This is a genomic window from Microcystis sp. M083S1, assembly GCF_020246405.1.
GTDB lineage: Bacteria > Cyanobacteriota > Cyanobacteriia > Cyanobacteriales > Microcystaceae > Microcystis > Microcystis aeruginosa_C.
In genome coordinates this window covers 1-13,782 of sequence record NZ_JADBTB010000129.1, presented here as the reverse complement: position 1 = coordinate 13,782, position 13,782 = coordinate 1, and the positions used below count along the sequence as shown (strand labels likewise).

10 protein-coding genes are annotated in these 13,782 nt (G+C 43.9%); 3 read left to right on the top strand and 7 right to left on the bottom strand.

What is annotated here, in order from left to right; genetic code table 11:
* Positions 1-623: 623 nt before the first annotated feature.
* From IM450_RS13030 to IM450_RS13020, 3 genes are all read right to left on the bottom strand, one after another.
* Positions 624-1,361: an ABC transporter ATP-binding protein gene (locus IM450_RS13030; RefSeq protein WP_287666818.1), complete on the bottom strand. Its 738-nt coding sequence runs from the start codon at positions 1,359-1,361 to the stop codon at positions 624-626.
* A gap of 136 nt (positions 1,362-1,497) precedes the next feature.
* The gene (locus tag IM450_RS13025; RefSeq protein WP_016516721.1) at positions 1,498-1,722 is read right to left on the bottom strand and encodes an indolepyruvate ferredoxin oxidoreductase subunit alpha; all 225 of its coding nucleotides are present in this window, start codon (positions 1,720-1,722) and stop codon (positions 1,498-1,500) included.
* A gap of 95 nt (positions 1,723-1,817) precedes the next feature.
* Positions 1,818-3,503 carry a glycosyltransferase gene (locus tag IM450_RS13020; RefSeq protein WP_287666815.1) on the bottom strand — a complete coding sequence of 562 codons (1,686 nt, stop codon included), beginning with the start codon at positions 3,501-3,503 and terminating at the stop codon, positions 1,818-1,820.
* Positions 3,504-3,699: 196 nt separating this feature from the next.
* Between IM450_RS13020 and tyrS the strand changes: the two genes are divergently transcribed.
* Positions 3,700-4,917: a tyrosine--tRNA ligase gene (tyrS, locus tag IM450_RS13015; RefSeq protein WP_287666812.1), complete on the top strand. Its 1,218-nt coding sequence runs from the start codon at positions 3,700-3,702 to the stop codon at positions 4,915-4,917.
* A gap of 16 nt (positions 4,918-4,933) precedes the next feature.
* Here tyrS and IM450_RS13010 read toward each other — a convergent pair whose 3' ends face one another.
* Complete coding sequence (locus tag IM450_RS13010) at positions 4,934-5,170, bottom strand: ferredoxin-thioredoxin reductase variable chain (RefSeq protein ID WP_002803429.1); 237 nt, start codon at positions 5,168-5,170, stop codon at positions 4,934-4,936.
* Positions 5,171-5,392: 222 nt separating this feature from the next.
* Between IM450_RS13010 and carB the strand changes: the two genes are divergently transcribed.
* The gene (gene carB / locus IM450_RS13005; RefSeq protein ID WP_287666809.1) at positions 5,393-8,638 is read left to right on the top strand and encodes a carbamoyl-phosphate synthase large subunit; all 3,246 of its coding nucleotides are present in this window, start codon (positions 5,393-5,395) and stop codon (positions 8,636-8,638) included.
* Between the two features lie 261 nt (positions 8,639-8,899).
* Positions 8,900-10,300 (top strand): TldD/PmbA family protein, encoded by a 1,401-nt coding sequence (locus IM450_RS13000; protein ID WP_287666807.1) that lies wholly within the window; start codon positions 8,900-8,902, stop codon positions 10,298-10,300.
* Positions 10,301-10,528: 228 nt separating this feature from the next.
* Here the strand turns inward: IM450_RS13000 and tatA are convergent, their stop codons facing one another.
* The 3 genes from tatA to IM450_RS12985 all read right to left on the bottom strand — a co-directional run bounded on the left by tatA (position 10,529) and on the right by IM450_RS12985 (position 13,473).
* A complete protein-coding gene (gene tatA / locus IM450_RS12995; RefSeq protein ID WP_002733416.1) occupies positions 10,529-10,705 on the bottom strand; it encodes a twin-arginine translocase TatA/TatE family subunit in 177 nt (58 codons plus the stop codon).
* A 98-nt stretch (positions 10,706-10,803) separates the two neighbouring features.
* A complete protein-coding gene (gene lpdA / locus IM450_RS12990) occupies positions 10,804-12,234 on the bottom strand; it encodes a dihydrolipoyl dehydrogenase (protein WP_287666805.1) in 1,431 nt (476 codons plus the stop codon).
* A 540-nt stretch (positions 12,235-12,774) separates the two neighbouring features.
* A complete protein-coding gene (locus tag IM450_RS12985) occupies positions 12,775-13,473 on the bottom strand; it encodes a DUF3782 domain-containing protein (protein ID WP_287666803.1) in 699 nt (232 codons plus the stop codon).
* Positions 13,474-13,782: the final 309 nt, after the last annotated feature.

Sequence of the window (13,782 nt, the reverse complement as noted above, 5' to 3'; positions counted from 1 at the left end):
TTTTGAGAGAATCGTCGTTCAAAACCTTGCGTCTTCATCGGCCCGCGTTCTGTAGGGGCGAAGCATTCGGGCAATAACCTATCGGTGAAACCGTAGATTTTCTATCCGAATGCTTCGCCCGTACTTTTTCAGCAGACCCTAAATAGGGTTTGCTGAAAAAGTTTTTCCTGGGGGCAGGGTGTGGGGTGTGGGGTGTGGGGTTTTACCAGTTTTGAGGTGGCCAATTACCTAATTTTCAGGGAAAAAGTGCCTAAATTTACCCCCGATCACTCCCAGATCCAGTACTTTTTGATTGACAAAAGGTCTAAAAGTCTTACCCAACAAGGTTTTTAGATTTATTCAGCAGACCCTATTTAGGGGTTGCTGGCTTATCCACCTTGACATCAGGGCCGTAGAGATTTGTACTCAATTACTATCCTATCGCTAAATTCCGGGCTCTTCTCGACTTTGTGTGATAAGTTTAAATTATATAGGATCGATCGATCTTTGTGTCCTTTGTGTCTTTGTGGTTCGTTCCACCCCCTCGCTAGGAGAAATGTATCTTAGAATACATTTTACCCACCAAACCTAGGAGAGCCAATTCCGGGAAGAAATCAAAATCCCCCTCAATCCTTAACAAATTCCTAATCATCTCGTTTGGCCCCATGATCAGCCGCCCCGAGGTATAATTCCCCTACTTTCGGGTTATTGAGTAAATCTTGACCCGATCCCTGAAAACGATCTTGACCACTTTCTAAAACATAACCTCGATCGGACATCATTAGGGCTTTTTTGGCATTCTGTTCCACTAAAATAATTGCAGTTCCCGTCTGATTAATCGCTTTTATCTGTTCAAAAACGCTGGTTACTAAGATAGGAGATAAAGCTGCCGAAGGTTCATCGAGAATTAATAAATCCGGTTGCAACATCAGCGCTCGTCCCATGGCTAACATCTGTCTTTCTCCTCCAGATAAAGTGCCAGCTTTCTGACGACGGCGCTCGAGCAAACGGGGAAACATGGCATAAATGCGCTCTTTTAAAGATTTTATATTTCCTTTGCTCGTAAAAGCTCCCATTTCCAGATTTTCCTCAATGCTCAGGGATGGAAAAACATTAGCGATTTGGGGAACATAACCCATTCCGAGGGTAACGATTTGATTGGATTTCCAACCGGCGATATTTTTTCCCTTAAAAGTGATAGTTCCAGCACTGGGTTTTAATAAACCAAAAATTGCCTTAGCAAGGGTAGATTTTCCCGCACCATTGGGACCGATAACCGTGACTAATTCCCCCGGTGCAATGCGAAAGTTAACCCCTTGCAATATGTATAAATCCTGCACATAACCAGCATAAACTTGTTCAACTTCTAAAAGGTAATCCATGGTAAGGTAAAAAGGAGATAGCAGACAGTAATATGAATTATGAATTATGAATTGGGAAGTGGGAAGCATTTTCAGTAAGCAGTAAACTGAAAACTCACAACTGATAACTAATAACTGATAACTGATAACTGATAAATTAGGGAGTTTTTTGTAAATCGGGACGTTCTTCTGGCAGAATTGCACCTTCGACGGGACATACTTGTAAACAGATACCACAGTCGATACAAGTGGCAAAATCAATCCAATACCAATCGGTTCCTTTAACATTTTTACCCGGTCCTGGATGGATACAAGCAACAGGACAAGCGGAAACGCAATCAGCAACCCCTTCACAAATTCCAGTGACGATCGAATGTGGCACAGTGTTTTCTCCTCTAATTCTTAACATTACTTTACCACTTTTCGGCACTGCTGTGCCAGGATCGGATCGTTGTTAGGAAACTTGGCCTTAATTTTCTAAAATATTGGGAGTTTTTTCTTGATCTTAGCAAGAAGTAAAATAGAAGTTTTCGCTAGGGTTTTTACTATTCCCTTACGAGAGGACAAATAGTTGATTTCTTCCCGTAATTCCTGATTATTTTTCTGGAGATAATTATGATGATTTTCTAATTCTTTTAAGGATATTTCCATCCCTTGCATAGTACGATAATCTTGCTGTTGTTTCAGATACATTATCTGTTGTGCTTCCTGTAACTTTCTTAACTCTAACCAGACTTGATTCTGACTTGATTCCTTACTTTCCCTGAGCGCATACTGGAAAAAATTATTGATTTCTTCAGCGATTTTTTGATTAACTTCAAAAAGCTCGATAATATTAATCTTTTCGGGGGTAATTTTGGGGTATAACTTTCTTAAATCTTGGGCAATATCAGAGGAAAAAGCGATGATTCTAGAAGCGGATAAAATTGCATAGTGTTTTTCTAAATCTACTGGTAAATTACCATTTTCTTCTGGGGATTCAGAAGCAAGCAAAAGTAGAGAAGGAGTGGTTAAGGGACTGGTATAAAAAGTGGAAATAAATAAATTAGCCTGTAGGTGATCGCAAATAGCTTGGATTTTTCTGGCATCCTTTCCCGTACAATTATAATCGTAGGATTCCGCAGGCCAATATTTAAATTCTTCCCATCTTGGTGCGCTGTTATTTCTATCTAAAATAACAATCTGTTGACTCAATTCTAATTGACTCCAATGCTCTAGAATTGAAGACCAAACCCTGGCTAATTTTCCTTGATTGATTTGAAAAATCACGCCATCAATAACAATAATAGGGCATCTTTTCTGGGAGATAGCTTGAATTATTTGTAATTTTTCTCGCTCCTCTTCCTGTAAAATTATGCCTAAATCTTCCATCTTAACTGGATTGGATTTAATTTCTAGATCCTTAATGTCTGGGTGGGGAATTTTATAGATTTTACACACTTGATAATGTTCCTCTAATGCTTGACCATTACTGCCATGTTCTAAGCCTTGGAGATTTAAATAATATAACCCTAAAATCTCAGGAATCAAAGCCATTTTTTCACCTTTACTGCCGATTCTTAACCAAAATTCATAATCACCAGCACAATGAAAATTTTCCTGAAAATAACCATATTTATCGTGCAGCATTTTTCGCCACATTGGTTGAGAACCCACACAACAACCTTGACGCATCTGTTCATAGGAGTAATTTGGCCAATTCCAATGTTTTAAAGCTGGGGTGGTGGCAAAAGTATCATTTTTGAGGGTGGTAATTAATTGATCTGCATAAACTAAACTAATCTCTCTATTGTTATCTAGATAATTAGCCATAATTTCCAGAGCATTGAAACAGTGACGATCATCAGTATTACCATTGGTCAGATAAAGACCCCTAGCTAGTTTAATAGTGCGATTCCAAGCGCAGTACAGGGTTTCTCGTTCTTGAGTTCTCTGGTAAATAATATTAGGATAATTTTCTTGAAACTCTTGGATAATCTCCCCTTCATTCTCCGGAGAAGCACTATCGATAATAATAATTTCTACTTCTCCCTTTTGATAAAGAGTTTGAGTAACTAAATCCTCTAGACAACCCCGGATAAACTCTGCTGATTTATAGGTAGAAACAATCACAGAAACTTTGATCCTCTGCACGGGTATAGAGTTATTATAACTAGGATTCATTGGCTTATCTTGTCGCAATTCAAGACAGGGAAATTTTTTGATAATTCTGGAAAAGAAGATTTTAAGACTCTATATTCGATCGGGAGAATTGTCAAGATGTTATCGACTCTTATTGGGATACCAGTTTATTTATCTTTTGCTTGTTACTTGACATACTAAAAAACTATAATAGGAAGGCTGTGGAAAATGAGCAACAATGACCGTATCTTCCTCCCTAGACTGGCTAACCCGTGGAACCAGTGACCTATTCCCCCATCAACCCGACTCCCAAGATCCTAGGGAAAATTTAACCCAACTACTGCAAACCGCCGATCGCCCTTTAAGAATTAAACTAGGTATTGACCCCACCGGCAGCGATATTCACCTAGGTCATAGTATTCCTTTTCGGAAACTGCGGGCCTTCCAGGATGCTGGTCATATAGCAGTGGTAATTATTGGCGATTTTACCGCTAGAATCGGCGATCCGACGGGAAAATCGGAAGTTAGAAAACAATTGACCAGCGAAGAAGTGAGAGCCAATGCCGAGAATTATCTGGCACAATTACGCCCAATTTTAGATTTTAACACCCCTAATCGCCTAGAAATTCGCTATAACTCGGAATGGTTGGGGAAATTAGACCTATCGCAAATTCTCGAACTCCTCTCCACCATGACCGTCGGGCAAATGTTGGCAAAAGAAGGCTTTTCCGAACGCTACGACAAGGAAAACCCGATTTTTCTCCATGAATTTCTCTATCCCTTAATGCAGGGTTATGATTCCGTAGCTGTCGAGGCCGATGTGGAATTGGGAGGAACCGATCAAAAATTTAATATTGCCGTCGGTCGTGATTTACAGAAATATTTCGGCAAAAAACCGCAATTCGGGCTACTTTTACCGATTTTAATCGGAACCGATGGCAGTCAAAAAATGTCCAAATCCCTGAATAATTATGTGGGATTGCGGGAATCGGCCCTGTCCATGTACTCGAAACTGGAAAAAACCCCCGACGTTTTGTTAAAAGATTATTACGAACTATTGACAAACTTGCCCTTAGATGCTATGCCAAGCAATCCGCGAGAGGCACAAAAACAACTGGCGATCGAGGTAGTTGCCCAGTTTCACGGAGAAGAGGAGGCATTAAAAGCACAAAAAACGGCGCAAGATATAGTTCTACAGGGAAATACGGCAGCTGCGGCTTCTGTACCCGAATTTTCCCTCGCGGCGGTCACTTTTCCCCTGAAATTATTCTATCTTCTCTCGGCCACCGGCTTATGTAAAAGTAGCGGCGAGGGGAGAAGACAGATTCAGGGGGGTGGAGTCAGAATCGATAGTGAGAAAATCACCGATGTGGACAAAAGTTTTGAGACAGCCGAAGCTTTAGCCGGAAAAGTCCTACAGGTGGGCAAAAATAAATTTATTCGCTTTGTAGCTTAAATAAGCGAAAAAGTCCCTATTCTCCGGCTTTTTCCACGATTTCTACTTCAAAATCTCGAAAATGGGCTTTAAACTTTTTACTGAACTCGACGAGGACAGGTAGATTGGCGCTAACCGGTCTGCCACGCCATTCGGTGACAAACGCTTTCACCTGTCCCTCTAGTCCTTTCACGTCAAAAGGCTCTGATTTGTGTTCAGGATGGTGATAAACCACCACGGAATCAATTATACGAACTCGATCGCCAACTTTCATAAACTCTCTAGCGAAGACAAACGCCTATTGTATCTTTGAAAACAATCTTATCATTGTACGCGATATCAGTAAACAGTGATCAGCTTCTGAAGGCAAGAGGCAACAGGCAAGAGGCAAAAGACACAAGCAAATAAGGTCATTAAACCTAAATAAAGCTTTAGGGAATAGAGGGGTGACAACATATACAATGATTGGGGTTTATAGTCAAGCAACCCTAAGCCTATGCCACGCCGTGATGACTTACAGAAAATCCTAATCTTGGGCGCTGGCCCGATTGTCATCGGACAAGCCTGTGAATTCGACTATTCGGGAACTCAAGCCTGTAAAGCCCTACGAGAAGAAGGTTATGAGGTAATTTTAGTCAATTCTAACCCCGCCTCGATCATGACCGATCCAGAAATGGCCGATCGCACCTACATTGAACCAATTCTGCCAGAAATTGTCGAGAAAATTATCGCCAAAGAACGCCCTGATGCGATTCTACCGACTATGGGCGGTCAAACTGCCCTCAATACCGCCGTAGCTTTGGCCAAAAGCGGCGTTTTAGAAAAATATAACGTGGAACTGATCGGGGCAAAACTCCCCGCTATTGAAAAAGCCGAAGATAGGGAACTATTCAAAAAAGCAATGGAGAAAATCGGTGTTCCCGTCTGTCCTTCGGGGATTGCCAACAATTTAGAAGAAGCAAAAGCGATCGGTCATCAGATCGGTTCCTATCCTCTCATTATCCGGCCGGCCTTCACTTTAGGGGGAACGGGGGGCGGTATTGCCTATAACCAAGAAGAATTTGAACCGATGGCCCAGTATGGGCTAGATTGTTCGCCTACATCGCAAATTCTCGTCGAAAAATCTCTAATTGGCTGGAAAGAATACGAATTAGAGGTAATGCGCGATCTAGCCGATAACGTGGTGATCATCTGTTCGATCGAAAACTTTGACCCGATGGGGGTCCATACCGGCGACTCGATTACGGTTGCGCCCGCCCAAACCCTAACCGATAAAGAATACCAACGCCTCCGGGACTATTCTAAGGCAATTATTCGGGAAATTGGCGTAGAAACCGGCGGATCGAACATCCAATTCTCCGTTAATCCCACTAACGGCGACGTAATCGTGATCGAGATGAATCCCCGGGTATCCCGTTCTTCGGCCCTGGCATCAAAAGCCACGGGATTCCCGATCGCTAAATTTGCCGCTAAACTAGCAGTAGGCTACACTTTAGACGAAATTCCCAACGATATCACCAAAAAAACCCCGGCTTCCTTTGAACCGACTATCGATTACGTCGTCACCAAAATTCCTCGCTTTGCCTTCGAGAAATTCCCCGGCTCCCAACCGATTCTAACCACCCAGATGAAATCCGTCGGGGAAGCCATGGCTATCGGTCGAACTTTCCAAGAATCCTTTCAAAAAGCACTTCGCTCCCTAGAAACGGGCCGTTTTGGCTTTGGTTGCGATAAAGTCGAAACTCTCCCCCCCCTCTCGGAAGTCCGGGCCAGTTTGCGGACACCTAACCCCGAACGAGTTTATAGTATCTATCATGCTTTTAAATTGGGCATGAATGGGGAGGAAATCCACGAACTAACCGGAATTGATCCCTGGTTCCTCGATAAATTGGCTGATTTGATGGAAACCGAGAAGTTTCTCAAACGAACTCCCCTGAAAAGTCTCAGCCAAGAGGACCTATTCGCCATTAAACAACAGGGTTTTAGCGATCGCCAAATCGCCTTCGCCACCAACAGCAGCGAGGACGAAGTGAGAAGTTATCGCAAGGGTTTAGGTATTGTTCCCGTTTATAAAATGGTGGACACCTGCGCGGCGGAATTTGAGGCCCTAACACCCTACTATTATTCCACCTACGAACGGGTAGAATCGGAAGTCTTACCCTCCGATAAACGCAAAGTGATGATCCTTGGTGGTGGTCCCAATCGCATCGGTCAGGGGATAGAATTTGACTACTGTTGTTGTCATGCCGCTTTTTCCCTCAGTAACGCCGGTTTTGAGACGATTATGGTCAACTCTAATCCAGAAACCGTCTCCACCGATTACGATACCAGCGATCGCCTTTACTTTGAACCCCTGACCAAAGAGGATGTCTTAAATATCATCGAAGCGGAACAACCAGAGGGTTTAATTATTCAATTCGGTGGGCAAACTCCCTTAAAACTGGCGGTTCCCCTGCAAAAATATTTAGAATCGCCTAATTGTCCCGTAAATACCAAAATTTGGGGAACTTCACCCGATTCGATCGATGCTGCCGAAGACCGGGAACGTTTTGAAAAAATCCTCCGACAATTAGATATACGGCAACCCCCCAACGGTATTGCTCGCAGTTTCCAAGAATCCCAAGCAGTGGCTAAACGCATCGGTTATCCTGTGGTAGTACGTCCATCCTACGTTTTAGGCGGTCGGGCGATGGAAATCGTCTATTCCGATAGCGAATTGGAACGCTATATGAAGTATGCGGTACAGATAGAACCGGATCACCCGATTTTAATCGATAAATTCCTCGAAAATGCCATCGAAGTGGATGTGGATGCCCTGTCAGATGCCACGGGAACAGTAGTTATCGGGGGATTAATGGAACATATCGAACAAGCGGGCGTACATTCGGGCGATTCTGCCTGTTCTATCCCCCATACGTCCCTGAGCGCCCCGGTTTTAACCACAATTCGACAATGGACGGTGGAACTAGCGAAAGCTTTAAAAGTAATCGGTTTGATGAATATCCAGTATGCGGTACAGGGGGAGACAGTTTATATCTTAGAAGCGAATCCCCGGGCTAGTCGTACTGTTCCCTACGTTTCCAAAGCAACGGGAGTTCCTTTAGCAAAAGTTGCCTCCCTCGTCATGTCGGGCAAAACCCTAGCAGAATTGGGGATCATCAGCGAAGCAATTCCCCGTCATATTGCCGTAAAAGAAGCGGTTTTACCCTTCCAGAAGTTCCCCGGCGCCGATACTCTCCTGGGGCCAGAAATGCGTTCTACAGGGGAAGTAATGGGGATTGACAGCGATTTTGGCAAAGCTTTCGCTAAAGCGGAAATGGCCGCCGGCGTGATTTTAGCCACCAGTGGGACGGTTTTTGTCTCGATGAACAATCGCGATAAAACCCCCATGGTCCCCGTGGTTAAGGATCTGCAATCCCTCGGTTTTCGCGTCGTCGCCACTTCGGGAACTCGTGAAGTTTTGTTAGAAAACGGTTGCGAAAATATCGATTTAGTGCTAAAGATTCACGAAGGCCGCCCCCACGTTATCGATTGGATCAAAAATGACTGGATTCAGTTTATTGTCAATACTCCCAGTGGTGAAGAATCCCAAAATGATGGCCGACAAATTCGCCGCACTGCCCTCGATTATAAGTTACCAATTATCACCACTATCGCCGGGGCAAAAGCGACAGTAGCGGCCTTAAAATCCCTGCAATCCCAACCTTTAGAGGTGAAAGCTTTACAGGATTATCTCGCCTAATTTCAGTTATCAGTTATCAGTTATCAGTTATCAGTTATCAGTAGTCAGTTATCAGTAGTCAGTTATCAGTTATCAGTTATCAGTTATCAGTAGTCAGGAGACAGGAGATTATTTTTATTTATTCTCCCCACACCCCACTCCCTGCTCCCCAATTCATAATTCATAATTCATAATTCCCCCACACCCCACACCCCATCTCCCCACTACCCCACTACCCCATCACCCCACTTCCCAATTCATAATTCATAATTCATAATTCCTATGACCGATACTCTAAACGATTATAAAAACCTAATTAGTGAACTGATTAACCGTTATAAAAACCGCGTCGATTTCCTGACAATTCGTCTGGAAGAAGCGCGGGGGACAAATATTCTACTACGTTCCGAACGAGTGGAAACCCTCAGCGAAGGTATTGCTATCGGTGGTCAGGTACGCGCTTGTTATAAAGGAGGTTGGGGATTTGCCAGCTTTAATCAATTATCCAGTTTACAGGAACGATTAGAAGATGCGATCGCTGCTGCCCGTTTAATTGGGGAAGAAGAAACCCTGATTGCTCCAGTAGAACCTGTAATTATCTCCTGTGAATTGCCTTTAACGGGAACAGATCCCCGTTTAGTACCATTAGCCGATAAAAAAGCCCTCTGCGATCGCTATAATAACCTATTGCGTCAACACCATCCCAGTATTGCCACCACTTCCGTCCGTTACAGCGATAGCAGTCAACATATTCTTTTAGGCACTTCTGACGGGACTTTAATCGAACAAAAATGGTCAGACGTAGAAATGCGTTTTTCGGCCACCGCTAGGGATGGGGACAGCGTACAAACAGGCCGGGAAACCACAGGATCCCGAAAAGCTTTCGAGGATCTGGTCAATTTAGAAGAACAGGTGCAAGGGTCGGCTAAACGGGCCCTACAAGCCCTAGTTTTGCCCCCTGTCAAGGGCGATACCTACACCGTCGTCATCGATCCCATTTTAACCGGTTTGTTCGTCCATGAGGCTTTTGGCCACCTTTCCGAGGCAGATATGTTATACGAAAATCCCGACCTTTTGGAAGTGATGAGTATGGGCAAACGTTTCGGACCGGATAACCTGCAAATCTTTGACGGGGCCTATCCGGAAGGTCATCGGGGCAGTTATTTTTATGACGATGAGGGAACCCCCGCAACGACGACTCAGTTAATTAAAGATGGGGTTTTGGTGGGAAGACTGCATTCGCGGGAAACGGCGGGCAAATTAGGCGAAAAACCGACCGGTAACGCCCGTTGTCTCAATTATCATTATCCGCCCATTGTCCGCATGACCAACACTTGGATTGAACGGGGAACCACTGCCGTTAAAGAGTTATTTTCGGGGATAAAAACGGGAGTTTATGCCCAAAATTGGCAGGGAGGCATGACTAACGGCGAAATGTTCACTTTTAGCGCCGGGGAAGCTTGGATGATTCGCGACGGAGAAATTGCTGAACCGGTTAAGGATGTGACTCTCTCCGGTAATGTCTTTAAAACCCTAGCCAATATTGAGGCAATTGGGGATGATTTCTACTGGGATGAGTCGGGAGGCTGCGGAAAAGGGGGTCAAAGTGGTTTACCCGTCGGCTGCGGTGGCCCCAGTCTCCGTATCCGCGATGTGGTGGTGGGGGGAGAAGCAGATATTTAGTGAACAGTCAACAGTAAACAGTAAACAGCTTCTGAGGGCAAGAGGCTCCAAGAAAGAATCTGGCAATTCTCCTACCTAAAAAGAAGGTTAGAAACTAAGTACATCAAAACCTTTAGCTTAACAAATTAGGGGGGGCATCTCAATTTTTGGGCGCACGCGGTGCGCCCCTACCATTGGCGCAATAATATTATTGTAGGGGCGAATTGCATTCGCCCTGAGAGCCGAAATCTATCTCATTTTCTCATCACTGTCTTCAATTTCTTGCTCATCTTGATTGATTTCTTCTTTAAATCCCCGTAAAGTTTTCCCCAAAGCTGCCCCAAATTCGGGTATTTTTTTCGGCCCAAATATCAGGAGAACAACTACAGCAATAATTACTATTTCTGGCCAACCTAATCCAAACATAATCTTGAAAGTAAAAAGTAAAAAAAGAGAAAGGAGTCAGAATTCAGGAGTCAGGAGTCGGAAACTTAACGGTGATAACTGATAACTGATAACTGACTCTATGCTGCCACTTCAGCGCGTTTATAAGCTTCGTCGAGGACTTCTGAGAGAGTTGGATGGGTGTGGATGCGGAAAGCGAGTTCATGGACAGATTTACGTTCAGCGATCGCATTGGCCGCTTCTTGAATTAAATCCGATGCGTGGATACCGATAATATGAACACCGAGTAATTCCCCCGTATCCTGACGATAAACGACTTTAGCGATGCCTTCCGTTTCTCCTTCCGCTAAAGCCTTAGAATTTCCCTTAAAATAGGTCTTGACAGAAGCCACCTTATACCCTTCTTCCTGTGCCAAAGCTTCTGCTTGCGGTTCCGTTAAACCCACATAACTAATTTCGGGGTGGGTAAAAGCGGCGGCGGGAATACTGCGATAATCGATGGTTTTTGGGCGATTACAGATATTTTCAATGGCTATTACCCCTTGACCCGAAGCAGCGTGAGCTAACATCATTTTACCCGTAGCATCGCCCACAGCCCAGAGATGGGGAATCGGTTCACCGGACTGAATTACCTGCATTTTGTCATTAACGGCAATAAAACCGCGTTTATCCAGTTCTACCCCGACAAATTCCAATCCGAGATTCTTGGTCGCGGGGATTCTTCCTGTAGCGACTAAACAAGCATCTACTTCTAAAATTTCGATCGCTTCTTTGCTTTTTGCGTCCACCAGTTCAATGGCCACGGGATTCCCCGGTTTAATACTTTTTGCCAAAACTCCCACATAAGTCTCGATGTCTCTAGGTTTAATCAGAACTCTTTCGGCGATTTTCGAGATTTCTGGGTCAAATCCAGGCATGAGACTATCTAAAGCTTCGATCATCGTCACTTCACAACCCAAAGCGGTGTATATATCCGAAAATTCCAGACCGATATAACCACTGCCGATAATTGCAATCCACTTGGGTAAAGTTTCTAATCTAACGGCCTCATCACTGGTAAAAACCGTTTTATGATCGATCTCGATCCCCGGTGGGACAAAGGGAACCGACCCCGGACAGAGCATAATATCCTTAGCGGTGTAGATTTTTTCGCCACTATCCCCGATGACGCTAACTTTTTGCGGGCCGGCGATTTTTCCCCAACCGTGGATAGTATCAACCTTGAGACGTTTAAGACTATTAGTGAGATCGCCTCTAATTTTACTGACAAGGTTGTTAGCATGATTAGCAATTGTTGGACGGTCAAAATTAACGCCACCGATGGCAATACCTAAACTTTTCAGATGGTCACTATCGGCCAATTCGCGCACTCGTCCCGAGGCTGCCAGCAAAGCTTTAGAAGGAATACAACCGCGATTGACACAGGTTCCTCCCATATCTTTGGCTTCAATAATAGCGGTTTTTAGCCCACATTTGACCGCGTGTAGGGCTGCTCCGTGGCCACCAACTCCAGCACCGATAATAATTAAATCGTAGTCGAATTCACTCATAGTCTCTCTGACTCTCAAAGTTAGCATTATCCCATTTTACGATCCACTGCGATCAAGCTGTGCTATCCCGGGCAAAAACTGGAGCCAGTTTTTAGCCATCAGGCTCTTGTGCATTGAAACTGGCTATTGGCAATTTTAGGACAAGACGTTACTAGACCTCTGGTAAAAATCAAAAATTGTTGTTGGGGTTAGGAGCCTGTCGTCGGTCGTCAGGAGAATTTTAAATGGTCTCTTCACAGATTTTAGGCAATTTAATCCTTATTTTTGCCGTTTTTGAATCCTCAAAAATTAATTATGCAAGACGTTACTGAATCAAGATATGAATAAGTAGGTGGGTGTTAAAAATTGTCAGATCCCCCCGCCTATCGGCACCCCCCTTATCAAGGGGGGCAGGGGGGATCAAAGACAAAATCTATCTTCAATTTAATTGAAACCATTTACTTATTAATCCTGCATCCTATCCATAGGTTAGTCTAGTGCTAGGTTGGAAAAATTAGACCTGCTGCCAATACTTTGCCGGATGAGGGGAACATCTTTCTCCTACCATAATTTAGGCTCGAAACCAGAATCATTAATGATTTCTACCGTTTCTCCCGATGGTTTAATCACAAATAAACCTTGTTTATAGGCATAACGATCTACTCCTTCATCTATTTCTATTCCTGCCACTGCACCATAAGCTTGATAGTTTTTATAATGGGGAAATGCTTGTTTAAATCGACTTAATTTTTCTAAAAACTCGTTGACATCATCTTTCGATAAACGAGACTTACATTCTACTAAAACTACCTCGGTTTCATCGACGGCTAAAATGTCAATCTCCATGGCTATTCCTTGCCGTTTTACCCTGGCACGACTGTAGGTTTCTTTGACATCGATACCTTTGCCCCGAAATAGGCTAATAACAGCAGGTTCGACTAATTCCTCGACAAATCTTCCCCAGCGAGTGGTTAAACTATCCACGGCACGACTGGTATTGGCCACTGTTTTCTCTAGCTTGGCTAAACGGCGATCGGCTTCAGCAGCCCGGCGATCGGCTTCGGCGGCCCAGCGATCGGCTTCGGCCTTGGCTTCGGCGGCCCGGCGATCGGCTTCGGCCTTGGCTTCGGCAGCCCGGCGATCATATTCAGCCTTAGCTTCAGCAGCCCGGCGATCGTATTCTTGGCGTGATTGTTCAAACTTTTCGTTAGTTTTCTCGAAAAGTTTATAGATATCTTCGATGGTAATCGGTTGAGACATAGTTATTGGTTTTAATCTTTCTTATTTCACTTTTTACTATAATTGTACTAGCAAAGTACAAGTCATTTTGGGGACGGGTGTTAATTCAGCAAGTCAATAGTTACAGCGTTTCTCCTCAAGATCAAGTATTGTAAAGTTTAAATACAAATATAGTCAGATATAGTCAGGCATGGTAATATGTACAGACAAAACTATCGGACTAGGCAAAAAAAACAGGAATAAGTTATCGAACGGCTTGGAGGTGGTGGAAACAAGGGAATTTAACAGGCTATCAATTGCCTTCTGGTACAATTATCACAACGGATGACA